Origin of the sequence: Pseudonocardia sp. N23 (assembly GCF_002583555.1) — a bacterium.
GTDB lineage: Bacteria > Actinomycetota > Actinomycetes > Mycobacteriales > Pseudonocardiaceae > Pseudonocardia.
The window spans coordinates 146319-162295 of the sequence record NZ_BEGX01000155.1; the positions used below are offsets into that span (position 1 = coordinate 146319).

The 15977-nt window shown below is 71.3% G+C and carries 16 protein-coding genes; 11 read left to right on the forward strand and 5 right to left on the reverse strand.

The window, feature by feature from the left end:
* Positions 1-6: 6 nt before the first annotated feature.
* Both TOK_RS31200 and TOK_RS31205 read right to left on the reverse strand, forming a co-directional pair.
* Positions 7-513 carry a DUF1003 domain-containing protein gene (locus TOK_RS31200; protein WP_098961556.1) on the reverse strand — a complete coding sequence of 169 codons (507 nt, stop codon included), beginning with the start codon at positions 511-513 and terminating at the stop codon, positions 7-9.
* Positions 506-1816 carry a magnesium transporter MgtE N-terminal domain-containing protein gene (locus TOK_RS31205; protein WP_098961557.1) on the reverse strand — a complete coding sequence of 437 codons (1311 nt, stop codon included), beginning with the start codon at positions 1814-1816 and terminating at the stop codon, positions 506-508. Before TOK_RS31205 ends, TOK_RS31200 begins: the two co-directional genes overlap by 8 nt.
* A gap of 48 nt (positions 1817-1864) precedes the next feature.
* Between TOK_RS31205 and TOK_RS31210 the strand changes: the two genes are divergently transcribed.
* The 10 genes from TOK_RS31210 (at position 1865) to TOK_RS31255 (ending at position 12516) form a co-directional block, all read left to right on the forward strand.
* Positions 1865-2743 carry a PhzF family phenazine biosynthesis protein gene (locus TOK_RS31210; protein WP_098961558.1) on the forward strand — a complete coding sequence of 293 codons (879 nt, stop codon included), beginning with the start codon at positions 1865-1867 and terminating at the stop codon, positions 2741-2743.
* A gap of 106 nt (positions 2744-2849) precedes the next feature.
* Positions 2850-3824, forward strand: a complete 975-nt coding sequence (locus tag TOK_RS31215) for a CoA ester lyase (protein ID WP_098961559.1) — start codon at positions 2850-2852, stop codon at positions 3822-3824.
* A gap of 43 nt (positions 3825-3867) precedes the next feature.
* Positions 3868-5061, forward strand: coding sequence for an acyl-CoA dehydrogenase family protein (locus TOK_RS31220; RefSeq protein ID WP_098961560.1), 1194 nt, complete (start codon positions 3868-3870; stop codon positions 5059-5061).
* A gap of 386 nt (positions 5062-5447) precedes the next feature.
* Positions 5448-5987 (forward strand): general stress protein, encoded by a 540-nt coding sequence (locus TOK_RS31225; protein WP_098961561.1) that lies wholly within the window; start codon positions 5448-5450, stop codon positions 5985-5987.
* 215 nt (positions 5988-6202) lie between these two features.
* Positions 6203-7564, forward strand: a complete 1362-nt coding sequence (locus TOK_RS31230) for an ABC transporter substrate-binding protein (protein ID WP_098961562.1) — start codon at positions 6203-6205, stop codon at positions 7562-7564.
* On the forward strand, positions 7561-8520 hold the full coding sequence (locus TOK_RS31235) for a carbohydrate ABC transporter permease (protein ID WP_374754955.1): 960 nt from the start codon (positions 7561-7563) through the stop codon (positions 8518-8520). Before TOK_RS31230 ends, TOK_RS31235 begins: the two co-directional genes overlap by 4 nt.
* 14 nt (positions 8521-8534) lie before the next feature.
* A complete protein-coding gene (locus tag TOK_RS31240) occupies positions 8535-9371 on the forward strand; it encodes a carbohydrate ABC transporter permease (RefSeq protein ID WP_098961621.1) in 837 nt (278 codons plus the stop codon).
* Positions 9372-9378: 7 nt separating this feature from the next.
* A complete protein-coding gene (locus TOK_RS31245) occupies positions 9379-10578 on the forward strand; it encodes an ABC transporter ATP-binding protein (RefSeq protein ID WP_098961563.1) in 1200 nt (399 codons plus the stop codon).
* Positions 10579-10843: 265 nt separating this feature from the next.
* On the forward strand, positions 10844-11506 hold the full coding sequence (locus TOK_RS31250) for a GntR family transcriptional regulator (protein WP_098961564.1): 663 nt from the start codon (positions 10844-10846) through the stop codon (positions 11504-11506).
* Positions 11506-12516 (forward strand): 1-aminocyclopropane-1-carboxylate deaminase, encoded by a 1011-nt coding sequence (locus TOK_RS31255; RefSeq protein WP_098961565.1) that lies wholly within the window; start codon positions 11506-11508, stop codon positions 12514-12516. The genes TOK_RS31250 and TOK_RS31255 overlap by 1 nt, the downstream gene beginning before the upstream one ends.
* Positions 12517-12640: 124 nt before the next feature.
* Here TOK_RS31255 and TOK_RS31260 read toward each other — a convergent pair whose 3' ends face one another.
* Positions 12641-13480: a ParB N-terminal domain-containing protein gene (locus TOK_RS31260; protein WP_098961566.1), complete on the reverse strand. Its 840-nt coding sequence runs from the start codon at positions 13478-13480 to the stop codon at positions 12641-12643.
* A gap of 4 nt (positions 13481-13484) precedes the next feature.
* Positions 13485-14132 carry a metallophosphoesterase gene (locus TOK_RS31265; RefSeq protein ID WP_098961567.1) on the reverse strand — a complete coding sequence of 216 codons (648 nt, stop codon included), beginning with the start codon at positions 14130-14132 and terminating at the stop codon, positions 13485-13487.
* Between the two features lie 66 nt (positions 14133-14198).
* Here TOK_RS31265 and TOK_RS31270 point away from each other — a divergent pair, with 66 nt between their 5' ends.
* Positions 14199-15014, forward strand: a complete 816-nt coding sequence (locus TOK_RS31270; RefSeq protein WP_253258779.1) for a class I SAM-dependent methyltransferase — start codon at positions 14199-14201, stop codon at positions 15012-15014.
* Here the strand turns inward: TOK_RS31270 and TOK_RS31275 are convergent.
* On the reverse strand, positions 14993-15967 hold the full coding sequence (locus TOK_RS31275; protein WP_098961569.1) for a DUF5914 domain-containing protein: 975 nt from the start codon (positions 15965-15967) through the stop codon (positions 14993-14995). The two genes, TOK_RS31270 and TOK_RS31275, sit on opposite strands and share 22 nt — an antisense overlap.
* Between the last annotated feature and the right edge of the window lie 10 nt (positions 15968-15977).

Genomic DNA, 15977 nt, shown 5'->3' on the forward strand with positions numbered 1-15977 from the left:
GCACCGCTACTCGAACGTGCGCGGGTACGCGCCGCGTCCGCGGGGCGGGTCGGCGCCGATCCGGTCGGCGAGCTTGTCGAGCTCGCTGCGCAGGTAGTCGCGGGTGGCGACCTCGCCGATGGCGATGCGCAGCGCAGCGAGCTCGCGGGCGAGGTACTCGGTGTCGGCCTTGGTGCGTTCGGCGCGGGCCCGGTCCTCCTCCAGCGAGACGCGGTCGCGGTCGTCCTGGCGGTTCTGCGCGAGCAGGATCAGCGGCGCGGCGTAGGCGGCCTGGGTGGAGAACGCCAGGTTGAGCAGGATGAACGGGTAGGGGTCCCACCGCAGGCTGACGGCGAAGAGGTTCAGCCCGATCCAGACGATGACGATGACGGACTGGATCGCGAGGAACTGGCCCGTCCCGAGGAACCGGGCGACGCGTTCGGAGAGCCGCGCGAAGCCGTCGGGGTCGATCTCGAACCGGCGGCGCCCGGACCGCGGCTGGTCGAGGCGGCGGTTGCTGTGCAGCTCAGGCACGGTCGGCCCCCAGCTCCTCGGCCGCCTCGTCGTCGGTGCGCGAACCGTTGCCGACGTAGCCGCTGCCGGGTTCGGTCATGTCGTCGCGCCAGCCCACGGGCAGGATGTGGTCGAGCACGTCGTCGACGGTGACGGCGCCGAGCAGGTGGTCCTCGGAGTCGACGACGGGCCCGGCGACGAGGTTGTAGGCCGCGAAGTAGCGGGTGATCTCGGCGAGGGTGGCCTCGGGCGTCAGCCGCGTGAGCTCGCTGTCGACGTGGCCCGCGACCAGGTCGAACGGCGCCTCACGGAGCAGTCGCTGGGCGTGCACGCAGCCGAGGTAGCGTCCGGTCGGGGTGGCCGTGGGGGCCCGGCACACGAACACCATGCTCGCCAGCGCCGGTGGGATGTCGGGGTTGCGGATGTGGGCGAGCGCCTCGGCGACCGTCGCGTCGGGCCGCAGGATGATCGGCTCGGGCGTCATCAGACCGCCGGCGGTGTCGACGGAGTAGCTGAGCAGCCGGCGAACGGGCGCGGACTCCTCGGGCTCCATCAGCGCGAGGAGCCGGTCGGACTCGTCGGGGGAGAGCTCGCCGAGCAGGTCCGCGGCGTCGTCGGGGGACATGGCCTCGAGGACGTCGGCGGCGCGTTCGGAGTCGAGGTGGGACAGCAGGTCGCGCTGGTCGGACTCCGACATCTCCTCGAAGACGTCGGCGAGCCGCTCGTCGTCGAGGGCGTCGACGATCTCGTACTGACGTTTGGGCGGCAGCTCGGTGAGGGCGGCGGCGACGTCGGCGGGCCGCATCGTGTCGAAGACGGCGAGCAGGCCCTCGGTGCCCTGGCGGTCGGTGAGGGTGAGGCCCTGCGCGGCGCTCCACGCCACGATCCGGACGGACCCGCGGCGGCTGAGTCTGCTGCGCCGGGGACGCACGGCGAGCCTGCCGACGACCCAGTCGCGCGAGCGCGTCGGCTCGATCGCGGCGTCGACGACGACGACCTCGTCGCCCGACTCGGTGAGCACGACGGTCGCGTCGAGCACCTGGCCGAGGACGAGTGCCTCGTTGGGACGCTGGTCGAAGCCGCGGAGGCTGACCGATCCGGTGGCCAGGGTGACGGCGGCGGCGTCGACGTCGGTGACGCGCAGCATCGGCACGAAGATGCGCCGCCGGGTGGCGAGCTCGACGACGAGTCCGAGCACCCGCGGCGGGCTGGGGTCGACGCGCAGCGACACGACGACGTCGCGCACCTTGCCGATGCGTTCCCCGTCGGGCCCGAAGACGGCGAGTCCCGCCATCCGGGACACGAACACCTGGGACGCCCTCATGGGGGCAGCCTAGAGCGGGACGCGCCCTGCGCGCCCTAGGGTCGCGGCATGCCCGAGCTGCCCTTCGACGTCGTCGACGTGTTCACCGACCGGCCTTACGCAGGCAACCCGCTGGCCGTCGTCCACGGGGCTGCGGAAGCGGGACTGACGGCAGCACAGATGCAGGCGATCGCGGCGGAGTTCCGGTTGTCGGAGACGGTGTTCACGCTGCCGCCGACAGAGCCGGGCGCCGACTATCGCGTCCGCATCTTCACCCCGGCCGTGGAGCTGCCGTTCGCGGGGCACCCGAGCGTCGGGGCGGCGTGGGTGCTGGCCCGCGCCGGCGTGATCGGGACGGGCGAGGTCGTGCAGGAGTGCGGCGCGGGGCTGCTGCCGGTGCAGGTCGACGAGGCCGGCGCGCGGGTGGCCGGCGGCCTGCCGTCGCCGGGGCCGAACGCCGCGGGCGACGAGCTGGCCGAGGCGGTCGGCCTGACCGCCGACGATCTCGACGTCCGGGCGCGGGCGGGAGCGGCGTCGGCGGGGGTGCCCTACGTCGTGCTGCCGGTGCTGCCGGGCGCCGTGGCCCGCGCGGTGTGCGACGCGAAGGAGGTCGCGGCCATCACGGCGGGCACGGTCGGGCTGGTGGTCGCGTCGGTGGGGGACGCCCCGGTCCGGCACGTGCACATGCGGATGTTCGCGCCCGGGTCGGGTGTGGTGGAGGACCCGGCGACGGGGTCGGCGGCGGTGGCCCTGGCGGTGTTCCTGGTGGCGCGCGGGCTGCTGCCCGGCGATGGGGCGTCGGCGTTCACGATCGATCAGGGCGCGGAGATCGGGCGGCCGTCGCGGCTGGACGTGACGGTCGAGGCGGCGGCGGGCAGGGCGGTGTCGACGACGGTCGGCGGCGGTGTCGCAGCAGTGTCGTCGGGGGTGCTGACGGCGCTGCCGTGAGCTGCGAACAGGGCTTTCACCTGTGATGGGTGAGAAACCAATCACCTCGGGAGGGTGTTCGGGGCGTCAGCGTGCCAGCATCGACGCAGCCGTCCGCGTCGACCCAATGAGGAGTCCGTCCGTGACCACCCGCAACCGCGCCCGTCGCTCCTGTCTCGCCGTTCCCGGTTCGAGCCAGAAGTTCATCGACAAGGCCCGGACGCTGCCGGCCGACCAGGTCTTCCTCGACCTGGAGGACGCCTGCGCGCCGCTGGCCAAGCCCGGCGCCCGCAAGACGATCGTCGCCGCGCTCAACGAGGGCGGCTGGGGCGAGCGGATCCGTGTCGTGCGCGTCAACGACTGGACCACCGAGTGGACCTACCGTGACGTGACCGAGGTCGTCGAGGACGCGGGCGCGAACCTCGACGCGATCATGCTGCCGAAGGTGCAGACGGCCGAGCAGATCGTCGCGCTCGACCTGCTGCTCACCCAGATCGAGAAGTCGATGGGCTACGAGGTCGGCAGGATCGGCATCGAGGCGCAGATCGAGAACGCGCTCGGGCTCACCAACGTCAACGCCATCGCCGCCGCGTCCCCGCGCGTCGAGACGATCATCTTCGGCCCGGCCGACTTCATGGCGTCGATCAACATGAAGTCCCTGGTCGTGGGCGAGCAGCCGCCCGGCTACGACGTCGGCGACGCCTACCACCACATCCTGATGAGCATCCTGATGGCGGCCCGCGCCCACGACAAGCTCGCCATCGACGGCCCGTACCTGCAGATCAAGGACGTCGACGGGTACCGCCGCGTCGCGGGCCGCTCGGCCGCGCTGGGCTTCGACGGCAAGTGGGTCCTGCACCCCGGCCAGATCGACGCCGCCAACGAGACCTTCAGCCCGCTGCAGGCCGACTTCGACCACGCCGAGAACATCCTCGACGCCTACGACTGGTACACGTCCGAGGCCGGTGGCAAGCGGGGTGCGGCGATGATCGGCGACGAGATGATCGACGAGGCCAGCCGCAAGATGGCCCTGGTGATCTCGGGCAAGGGCCGGGCCGCCGGCATGGAGCGCACCGACCGCTGGACGCCGCCCGAGGCGTGAGCCGTCCCCTCCCGCAGCCACCCGAGACCCCGAGGAGCACGAGATGGCCCGCCTCGCCCAGACCGCAGGTCTGACCGACGTCCAGCAGGAGATCCTGTCGACGGTCAAGACATTCGTCGACAAGGAGATCATCCCGCACGCCACCGCGCTGGAGCACGCGGACACCTACCCGCAGGACATCGTCGACGGGATGAAGGAGATGGGCCTGTTCGGGCTCACCATCCCGGAGGAGTTCGGTGGGCTCGGTGAGTCGCTGCTGACCTACGCGCTGGTCGTGGAGCAGATCGCGCGCGGGTGGATGAGTGTCTCCGGCGTCATCAACACCCACTTCATCGTCGCCTACATGCTCACCCAGCACGGCACCGACGAGCAGAAGCAGCGGCTGCTGCCGCAGATGGCGCTGGGTGAGGTGCGCGGGGCGTTCTCGATGTCGGAGCCCGACCTGGGGTCCGACGTCGCCGCGATCAAGACGAAGGCCGTGCGCGACGGCGACGACTACGTCATCGACGGCGCCAAGATGTGGCTGACCAACGGCGGCACGTCGAACCTGATCGCGCTGCTGGTGAAGACCGACGAGGGCAAGCCCAAGGCGCACCAGAACCTGACGGCGTTCCTGGTCGAGAAGCCGACCGGCTACGGCGAGGTCGCCCCCGGCCTGACCATCCCCGGCAAGATCGACAAGATGGGCTACAAGGGCGTCGACACCACGGAGGCGGTGTTCGACGGCTACCGCATCCCGGCGTCGGCGGTCCTGGGCGGCGAGACCGGTAAGGGCTTCTCGCAGATGATGGACGGCGTCGAGGTCGGCCGGGTCAACGTCGCGGCCCGCGCGTGCGGCATCTCGATCCGGGCGTTCGAGCTCGCGGTCGAGTACGCCCAGCAGCGCAGCACGTTCGGCAAGCCGATCGCGGAGCACCAGGCCATCGCGTTCAAGCTGGCCGAGATGGGCACCAAGGTCGAGGCCGCGCACCACATGATGGTCAACGCCGCGCGGCTCAAGGACGCCGGCACCCGCAACGACGTCGAGGCCGGTATGGCCAAGCTGATCGCGTCGGAGTACTGCGCCGAGGTGACGCAGGAGTCGTTCCGCATCCACGGCGGCTACGGCTACTCCAAGGAGTACGAGATCGAGCGGCTGATGCGTGAGGCGCCGTTCCTGCTGATCGGTGAGGGCACCTCGGAGATCCAGAAGACGATCATCTCCCGCGGCCTGCTGCGCGAGTACAGGTCGCGCTGATCGGGCCTCCGGGGTCCCTGGCACGAGACCCGCGCGCAACCTCACTGCACCGGAACGTCTGGACGGCAGCGGTGAGGTTGCGCGCGAGGGTCCGGTGGGCCCTCCCGCCCCCGACGAGCGAGCGCTCGACGGTACGTGACCGAAACGTGATCTTGCGCATCCGAACGGTCTAGTCGCGCAGATCGCCGGGCGTGTCACGCTCTGCAGTCGATGCCGGAGTGTGATCGGGTGGCGACGATGCGCGACCATGGCGAGCGGTGCAGGACACGGTCGTGCATCCCACGGTGTGGGCACTGCGGCGGCGGTGTGCGCGTTGGCATGATGGGACGTCCGCACCCGGTGTCCTGATTCCGCAGGACCGCAGGACCGCTCACGAGGAGGATCCGGTGACAGCACCGTTCGGCGGCACAGGGCGCACGGCGCCCGGGCTGCCCAACCTGCCCACTCCTCCGACCGGCTGGCCCGTGGGCTCGTACGCCACCTACGCCGAGGCCCAGCGCGCTGTCGACCACCTGGCCGACAGCGACTTCCCGGTCCGCGACGTGACGATCGTCGGCGTCGACCTCATGCTGGTCGAGCGCGTCATCGGCCGCCTGACCTGGGGCCGCGTCCTGGCCTCGGGCGGAGCGTCCGGCGCCTGGTTCGGGCTGTTCTTCGGCCTGCTGCTCGTCGTCTTCGGGACGACGACGCTGCCGCCGTTCGTCGCCGTCCTCATCGGCCTGCTCGGCGGCATGGTGTTCGGCGTCGTGCTCGCAGCGGTGGGCTACGGCGCCTCCCGCGGGCGGCGCGACTTCACCTCCGCCAGCCAGATGGTCGCCGGCCGCTACGACGTGCTGTGCCAGCCGCGCAACGCGGAGAAGGCCCGCGAGATGCTGGCCAAGCTCGCCATGTCCGGCGAAGGTCCGCGCACCGCCCACGGTTCCTGAGGCATTCGGCGCAAGCCCGGGCGGAGATCCGTTCGTTCCCGTTCGACTTTGGTCTCGGTCCGGTCTCGGTCTCCCGTGCTCGAATTGCGGGTATCGCCCGGTCTCCATATGTTCAGTCCGCCGGCGCGATCTCGTGACCGGTGTCACAGGCTGAACACGCCGATGTGTCGCCGCCGGTCATACGGTGCCTCCTCGGCTCACGACGGGAGGCCGGTATGGGGAAGCCGCTCGCAACGAGGCGGCACGGAATCGGGCGGTTCAGGGCGCTCGCCGTCGGTGGGGCGGCCCTCCTGGCCGCCGCGACCATCGCCGGATGCGGGGGAGCAGCAGCGGGTCCACCCGTCCTGAACTTCTACACCCCGGCGGACGGGGCGAAGCAGTACGCGGCAGCGGCCGCGGCCTGCACGCAGCAGGCGGGCGGCACGTACTCGATCGTCCAGCAGACGCTCCCGAAGAGCGCCGACGACCAGCGACTCCAGCTCGCGCGCCGGCTCGTCGCAGGCGACCCGGCCGTCGACATCATGGGCATCGACGTCACCTGGACCGCCGAGTTCGCCGCCGCCGGCTGGCTCGAGAAGTTCCCGGCCGACCAGGCCGCGCAGGTCGAGCAGGGGACCCTGCAGGGCCCGCTCGACACCGGCACCTGGCAGAACGACCTCTGGGCGGCACCGCTCAACACGAACACCCAGATCCTCTGGTACCGCAAGGACCTCTCGCCCAACCCGCCGAAGACCTGGGACGACATGATCTCCCAGGCCGAGGCGCTCGCGAACAAGGGGCTGCCCGCCGCCATCGAGGTGCAGGGCGCCCAGTACGAGGGCATCACCGTCTGGTTCAACACGCTGCTCACCAGCGCAGGCGGCCAGGTCGTCAACGAGAAGGGCGACGTCCTCATCGACCAGGGCGACGCCGCCAAGAAGGCCGTCACGATCATGCAGCGCGTCGCCACCGCCAAGGGGGCCGACCCGTCGCTGTCGGTCGCCAAGGAGAACGACGGCCGACTCGCCATGGAGGCGGGCGAGGCCGCCTTCCAGATCAACTACCCGTTCGTCTACGCCTCGATCAACACCCCGCCGCCCGACGGTGGTGGCGGCGGCACGTTCATCGACGCGCAGGGCAAGCCGACGTCGCAGGACACCGGCAAGCGCGTCATCGACGAGTTCGCCTGGGCCCCCTACCCGTCGGTCGACCCGGGCAAGCCGGCGACCGTCACCATCGGTGGCCTGAACCTCGGCGTGAGCAGCACGTCACTGCACAAGGACCTCGCCTTCGAGGCCGTGCAGTGCCTGCGCAACCGCGACAACCAGCTGGTCAACGCCACCGAGGGTGGTGTCCCGCCGACGTTGGAGGCGCTGTACTCCGACCCGTCGTTCCAGCAGAAGTACCCGGCGTGGCAGGCCATCAAGGAATCGCTCGACAACGCCAGCGTCCGACCCAAGACCCCGGCCTACCAGAGCATCTCCATCGTCATTTCCGACGCGCTGAACCCGCCCGGTGACATCGACCCGAACACGGTCGTGGCCGGCCTCGCCGACCAGATCCGGCGGGCGGAGAACTCGGAGGGGTTGGTCCCGTGACACTCGACAGTGGAGCACTCGCCGAAGCGACGACGAAGGAGCCGCCGGCACACCGTGCCGGCAAGATCCCGCTGTCCGAGGGCAAGAAGGCCGAACGACGGCTCGGGCTCTGGCTGTGCGCCCCCGCCGCGATCATCATGGTCGCCGTCACGGCGTACCCGATCATCTACGCCATCTGGCTCTCGCTGCAGCGCTACGACCTGCGGTTCCCCGCCGAACGTGAGTTCGCGGGGCTGTCCAACTACGGGGCCGTGCTCAGCTCCGGCTACTGGTGGCAGGCCTTCCTCATCACCGTGATCATCACGGTGGTGTCGGTGGCGATCGAGTTCGTGCTCGGACTCGCGCTGGCGCTGGTCATGCACCGCACGATCGTCGGCCGGGGGCTGACCAGGACGGTGGTCCTGATCCCGTACGGCATCGTCACCGTCGTCGCGGCGTTCTCGTGGCAGTTCGCCTGGACACCCGACAAGGGCTACCTCGCGGCGATGCTGTCCGACGGGTCGGCGCCGCTCACCGGGCAGACGTCGGCCATCGCGATCATCATCCTGGCCGAGGTCTGGAAGACGACGCCGTTCATGGCGCTGCTGCTCATGGCCGGCCTCGCCCTCGTCCCGGACGACCTGCTCAAGGCCGCCCAGGTCGACGGCGCCGGCCCGTGGCAGCGGCTGACCCAGATCATCCTGCCGATGATGAAGCCCGCCATCCTCGTCGCGCTGCTGTTCCGCACGCTCGACGCGTTCCGGGTCTTCGACAACATCTACATCCTCACCCAGGGCTCCAACGGCACCGGATCGGTGTCGATGCTGGGCTACGACAACCTGTTCAAGGCCTTCAACCTGGGCATCGGCTCGGCCATCAGCGTGCTGATCTTCATCGCCGTCGCACTGATAGCCCTGCTGTTCATCAAACTCTTCGGGGCCTCGGCCCCGGGGTCCGAGCCGGCGGGGAAGAGGTGATCTGAGTGGCGACGATGACGGCGACCGCTCCTGCCAACAAGAAGGTCGGCTGGAGCGTCATCAACCTGATCGTGATCCTCTACGCGCTGATCCCGGTGCTGTGGATCGTCAGCCTGTCGTTCAAGACGGCCGACACGATCAGCGACGGCAACTTCATCCCGCGCAGCTGGACGTGGTCGAACTACGCGCAGATCTTCCAGATCGACCTCTTCACCAGCGCCCTGCGCAACTCCATCGGCATCGCCATCATCTCGACGGTCATCGCCGTCGTGATCGGGACCATGGCCGCCTACGCGATCGCCCGGCTCGACTTCCCGGGCAAGAAGGCGCTCGTCGGCGTCTCCCTGCTGATCGCGATGTTCCCGCAGATCTCGCTGGTCAGCCCGCTGTTCGACATCGAGCGGGCCGTCGGGCTGTTCGACACCTGGCCCGGTCTGATCCTGCCGTACATCACCTTCGCGCTGCCGCTGGCGATCTACACGCTCTCGGCGTTCTTCCGCGAGATCCCGTGGGAGCTGGAGAAGGCGGCGAAGATGGACGGCGCGACGCCGCTGCAGGCGTTCCGCTCGGTCATCGTCCCGCTCGCCGCGCCGGGGGTGTTCACCACCGCGATCCTGGTGTTCATCTTCTGCTGGAACGACTTCCTGTTCGCGGTCTCGCTGACCTCGACGTCGCGCTCGCAGACGGCGACGGTGGCGATCTCGCAGTTCACCGGTGCCTCGCAGTTCGCCGAGCCCACGGGCTCGATCGCGGCGGCCGCGGTGCTGCTGACCATCCCGATCATCATCTTCGTGCTGTTCTTCCAGCGCCGGATCGTCGCCGGCCTGACCTCCGGCGCAGTGAAGGGGTAGGACACCAATGGCAGACATCGTTCTCGACCACGTCTACAAGAGGTATCCCGACGGGACCCTCGGAGCCGACGACGTCAACATCGAGATCGCCGACGGCGAGTTCATCATCCTCGTCGGCCCCTCGGGCTGCGGGAAGTCGACGACGCTCAACATGATCGCCGGACTGGAGGACATCTCCGACGGGGAGCTGCGCATCGGCGGCACCCGGGTCAACGAGAAGGCGCCCAAGGACCGTGACATCGCGATGGTGTTCCAGTCCTACGCGCTCTACCCGCACATGACCGTCCGCGAGAACATGGGCTTCCCGCTCAAGCTGGCCAAGTGGTCCAAGGCCGACATCGACAAGAAGGTCACCGAGGCCGCCGAAATCCTCGACCTCACCCAGCACCTGGACCGCAAGCCCGCCAACATGTCCGGCGGCCAGCGCCAGCGCGTCGCCATGGGACGGGCAATCGTCCGCAGCCCCAAGGCGTTCCTGATGGACGAGCCGCTGTCCAACCTCGACGCCAAGCTGCGCGTCCAGATGCGGACGATGGTCTCCAAGCTCCAGCAGCGCCTGGAGACCACCACGGTCTACGTCACCCACGACCAGACCGAGGCCATGACGCTGGGCGACCGCATCGTCGTCATGAAGAGCGGCGTGGTGCAGCAGATCGGCTCGCCGCAGCACCTCTACGACCAGCCGGCCAACCTCTTCGTCGCCGGGTTCATCGGTTCGCCCTCGATGAACTTCGTCCCCGGGACGCTGGAGAACGGTGGCCTGCGCACGTCCCTCGGCAACCTCCGGATGCCCGACCACATCCGGCGGGTCCTGGAGGCCGCCGACGCGCCGCGCGAGATCATCGTCGGCATCCGGCCGGAGCACTTCGAGGACGCCGGCGTCGTCGAGGACCATCTCCGGGACACGGGCTCGGTGTTCAGCGCCGAGGTCGACGTCCTGGAGTCGATGGGCTCGGACAAGTTCGCCTACTTCAAGATCGAGGGCGAGCGGGCGATGTCCGACGACCTCGCCCAGCTCGAGGCCGACGCCGGCACCGCCGACGTCCCCGACGGCGGCGGGCAGCTCGTCACGCGGCTCTCGGCGGCGTCGACGGCCCGGGAGGGGCAGAGCTCCGAGGTGTGGGTCGACACCGACAAGATGCAGATCTTCGACCCGCACTCCGGCGCGAACCTGACCAGCAGGGACCCGGCCACGGCCAACGCCTGACACCGGCGCGACGAAGCGGCGTCCTCCTCCGGGAGGGCGCCGCTTCCGTGTGCGGCCGACCCCGGACCTCGGGAGCCGGGACCGTCCGTCCGGCACGGGGCCGGGGTCGGGCGGGCGACGCGGGGTAGGGCGGCGCGGCCGCCCCGGCGAACGTGTTGCGAGCGCGCTCGGGCCACGCCGAGAACACGCCCGGTGTCGGATGGCGTCGGGACGGGCTGGTGGCGCCGGGTTGACTCCATGACACATGCCATGTGCAATATATTGCATGCCGGTACCCGACCGAGACGGTCTGCTCGCGACGTCGCTGCTGCGCGACCGCGCCTACACCGCGATCCGCGACGCGATCGTCGACGGCACGCTCGCGCCCGGGGAGAAACTCGTCGACGCCGAGCTGTCCGGATGGCTGGGTGTCAGCCGCACCCCCATCCGGGAGGCGCTCGGCCGGCTGGAGCGCTCGGGCCTGGTGCTGACGCGGCCGGGGCACTCGACCGTCGTCAGTCACGTGCGGGCGCGGGAGACGGCTGCGGCGCAGTCGGTCGTCGCCGCGATGCACGAGCTCGCGGTCCGGGAAGCCGTCCCGCTGCTCACGGCGCTGGACCTCGACGCGATGCGCGCGGCCAACACCCGGTTCGCCGAGGCGCTGCGCGGCAACGACATCGAGGCTGCGGTCGCCGCCGACGACGACTTCCACGAGGTCGCCGTCACCGTGTCGGGCAACGCCGCGGTGCGCGCGGTGCTCGACCAGTTCGGTCCCGTGCTGCGTCGCGTCGAGCGCCTGCGGTTCGGCTCGCTGGCCGGCCGTGGATCGGTCGCCCAGCACGACCGGATCGTCGCGCTCTGCGCCGCAGGTGACGCCGACGCCGCCGCGCTGGCCGCCCGCGAGAACTGGCACACGCTCGCCACACTCGTCGACACCCTGGAGGACTGATGGCACTCGCCGACTTCCCGCGCCACCCCCTGCTCTTCGGTCCCAGCCCGGTGCACCCGTTGGAACGCCTCACCGCGCACCTGGGCGGAGCCAGGGTCTGGGCCAAGCGCGAGGACTGCAACTCCGGCCTCGCGTACGGCGGCAACAAGACCCGCAAGCTGGAGTACCTCGTCCCCGAGGCGCTGGCCGCGGGCGCGACGCACCTCGTCTCCATCGGCGGGGTGCAGTCCAACCACACCCGGCAGGTCGCCGCGGTCGCCGCGAAGCTCGGGCTGAAGGCGCGGCTGGTGCAGGAGAGCTGGGTCGACTGGCCCGACGCCGTGAACGACCGCGTCGGCAACATCTTGTTGTCGCGCATCATGGGCGCGGAGGTCGAGCTGGTCGAGGCAGGCTTCGGGATCGGGTTCAAGTCCAGCTGGGAGCAGGCGCTCGACGACGTGCGATCGCAGGGCGGGGTGCCCTATGCGATCCCCGCGGGCGCCTCGGACCACCCGCTCGGTGGGCTCGGGTTCGCGGGCTGGGCCGACGAGGTCGCGGCGCAGGAGACCGAGCTGGGCGTCTTCTTCGACACGATCGTCGTCTGCAGCGTCACTGGGTCGACCCAGGCCGGCATGATCGCCGGCTTCGCGGGGCAGGACCGGCCGCGGCGGGTGCTGGGGATCGACGCGTCGGCGAAGCCCGCGGAGACCCACGCCCAGGTCGCGAAGATCGCCCGGAACACCGCCGCGACGATCGGGCTGGGCCGCGACCTGCGCGACGACGAGGTCGTCGTGCTCGAGGGCTGGGCGGGCGACGAGTACGGCATCCCGGTGCAGTCGACGCTCGACGCCATCCGGCTCACCGGTTCGCTGGAGGGCGTCATCATCGACCCGGTGTACGAGGGCAAGTCCATGGCCGCGCTGATCGACCTGGTGCGGTCCGGCGAGATCGACAAGGACTCGAACGTCCTCTACGCCCACCTCGGCGGTCAGCCCGCGCTCAACGCCTACAGCGCCCTGTTCCGCTCCTGAGCGCTTCCCGGGGTCGGCCGGTCGGTTGCGCGCCCGGACAGCCGCGCGCAACCTCACTGCTGTCGACGGGCCTCGCCGCGACCGTGGGGTTGCGCGCGAGTACGCCCGGCAGGGCCACCGGACCTCAGCGGCGGCGGTCGGCCTGGAGGCGGCCGACCACCTCGTCGTCCCAGCGGTGGGTGCGCATCAGCCGGTAGCGCTGACAGGCGAGCTGGAGGAAGGCTTCGGCGTCGGTGCGGTCGCCGATGAGGTCGGCCTGGCGCAGCATCCGCACGACCGGCATGAACTCCTCGGCCCACCACCGGCGCGCGACGGTGGCGCGGTCGAGGAAGCGGTCCTCGTGCTGCATCAGCCGGAACCCCCAGGCCTCGACGGTCTCGGACAGCTCGGCGTAGCTCCACGGGTCGCGGACCTCGATCGAGGCCAGCGCGGCGCCGGTGAGGGGGACGCGTTCGAGGAACACCCGGCGCAGGTCCTTGGTGATGAGGTCACCGCGGTGCGCGACGCCGTCGGGGGCGAGTTTCGTCGTCACCTCGGTGACCCGCGCTTCGATCGACCGCAGCCCGAGCGCGTGCGCGACCGACACCCGGTGGTGCCCGTCGCGGACGAAGTGCAGGCCGCCGACGCGGTAGACGTCGATGGGCGGGATCTCCTCGCCACGCCGCTGGGCCCGGGCGAGGCGTTCCCAGCGTTCCCGGGTGCGCTGGTTGCGGGGGCGGAACCGGCGGTCGAAGTCGTGGGTGCGGTCGACCGAGCCGACGATGGAGTCGAGGTCGATGACGCGCAGGCCCAGCCGGCGTTCGCCGGTGCGGCCGAGGGCGTCGACGACCTCGTCGAAGGGCAGGATCTCGGAGACGTCGTCGGGTTCGCGGCGCAGCCACGTCGCGAGGCGGGACAGCACCTGACGGCGGCGGGCACGCAGGAAGTCGTACTCGGCATCGACCTGGCCGAATCCGGTATCCATGGGCTCAGAGCTCCAGGACCTTGCGGCCGACGACGTTGATCACGCGCGTCGTGCCGATCCGGCGGTCGGGCACGGCCTCGCCGTGCGGATGGATGTGGCCGTGCAGCAGGACGCGGGGGCGCAGGTCGGCGACGACGTCGTGCAGGCAGTCGAAGCCGTGGTGGGGGCCGTCCTCACGATCGCCGCAGGCGCGCGGCGGGGAGTGGGTGAGCAGGACGTCGACGTCGCGGCCGTCGCGGCGCCGCAGCCGGCGGGCGGCGCGCACGAGTCGGCGGGCGCGGCGGGTCTGCTCGGCCTGGGTCCACTGGTTGGGGCCGGGCCGGTAGCGGACGGAGCCGCCGAGCCCGGCGATGCGCAGGCCGCCGACGTCGACGACGCGACCGTCGGCGTCGACGTACCCGGCGGGTCCGGGCCACGGGCAGGGCCGGCCGTCGCGGGTCCACATGCCGCGGTGCTGGCGGAACCCGGAGAGATCGGCGTCGTGGTTGCCCGGGACGAGCACGCCGGGGCGGTCGGTGCGGTCGCAGAGCTCGCTGAGGTAGTCGAACGGGAGGTCACCGGCGGCGACGACGACGTCCACGCCGAGCCGCCGGACCGCGTCGGTGCGCAGACCGGCGACCTCCTCGTCGCTGACCGCCAGGAACCTCACCATCGAGCGACAGCGTAGAGGCGGCGCGTCCGGCTTGGGCCGGGCGTGCGGGTGCGTCAGTATGCGGGCGTGGCCGGAACGGGGAAGTCGCGGACGGTGGACCCGTCGTCGGTGGCGAAGGCATTCGACGTGCACGCCCGCACCTACGACAAGCTGGTCGGCGCGAATCCCGGGTACCACGAGCACCTGCGGTTGTCGGCCAAGCGGATGGGCATCGCGCCGCGTCCCGGGCTGCGGCTGCTCGACCTGGGGTGCGGGACGGGGGCGTCGACGGCGGCACTGCTCGACGCGGTGCCGGGCGCGCAGGTGACGGCGGTCGACGCGTCGGCGGAGATGCTCGGGCAGGCCCGGCGCAAGAACTGGCCGCCGGGGGTGCGGTTCGTGCACTCGCGGATGGAGGACCTCGACCGGGCCGGTGTGCAGGGCCCGTTCGACGGCATCCTCGCCGCCTATCTGGTGCGCAACCTGCGCGACCGCGACGCGGGTCTCGCGAAGATGCTCGAGCTGCTGGCGCCGGGCGCGCCGCTGGCCGTCCACGAGTACTCGGTACGCGACTCGGTGCGCAGCCGGTTGACGTGGAACCTGGTGTGCGGCATGGTGATCATCCCGATGGGCAAGCTGCGCACGGGGTCCGGTGACATCTACCGGTACCTGCGGCGCAGCGTCGTGGAGTTCGACGGGGTGTCGGCGTTCAGCGACCGGATGGGCCGCGCGGGGTTCGAGGACATCCGGGTGCAGACGATGGACGGCTGGCAGACCCACGTCGTGCACACGTTCCTGGGCCGGCGCCCGACGCCCGCCGCAGACGACCCGCTGCTCGACCCGGCGGTCGCCGAGGTGGAGACACCGCCGGAGGGCCTGGCTCAGCTCGACCGGACGGTGTAGCGCCGCTCGGCGTAGTCCATGTCGTCGCGCCACAGCCGCCGCGCGGTGCGTTCCATCAGTGGGCGCACGGCCCCCGCGACGCGGCGGACGTGACGGAACCCGGCCCGGTCCGAGGTGGCGATCGTGGCCTCGATCATCGCGGTGCGGGGCAGCCCGTCGGGGCCGGGCCGCAGTGGTGTCGCGTGGGTCTCGACGACGCTGCCGGTGCCCTCGCCGTCGACGATCTCCATGGTGACGGTGCGCGGGTCGGGGCAGGTGAACGCGGCGTGCACGGGCACCCCGAACCGCTGCGACACCCGGAACGTCACCTCGACGAGAAACCGGTCCTGCGCGGGCGGGCAGCCGCGCGGCGGCGCCGACACCACACGCAGTGACGCGAACGAGTACGGGTGCAGCCACGCCCCGTGCCACGGGTCGAGCCGGTTGGCGACGATGTCGCGCGGCTCGCACCGCCCGACGACGGTCGCGACCGCCGACAACGAGCTCTCGATCGGCGGTCGCGGCCCGAGGAAGGGGGCCTCCGACGGAGACGGACCGGGGAGCTGCACCCAGGCGAGCACGCCGTCGTCGTGGGCCGGGAAGGTGCGCCAGCCGGGCCGGCCGCCGGGCGGCAGCGCCAGCCCGTGCCAGCGGCAGACGAGGGCGCCGTCGTGGACGGGGGCGTCGCACAGCGCGGCGCCCAGGTGCGGGCAGGCCCCGGGCCCGGCGTGCAGGGTGCCGTCGCCGTCGCGCCAGGCGACGACCTCGCGCCCGTCGACGATCCGGCCGAACGCCGCGCCGCCCGTGACCTCGCGGCTGCCCGCCAGGACGAACCAGCCTCCGCCCGGCCGGTCGAGCGCCCGCTGCAGGGCGGCGTCGATCAGTGCGGGGGAGGCGTCGTGCCAGGCCGGCTCCTGCCGGTCCCACGCGGGGGTGCGCAGCCGGCGCAGCGGGTTGAGGGGCCGGTCCTTCACCTGGCCGAGG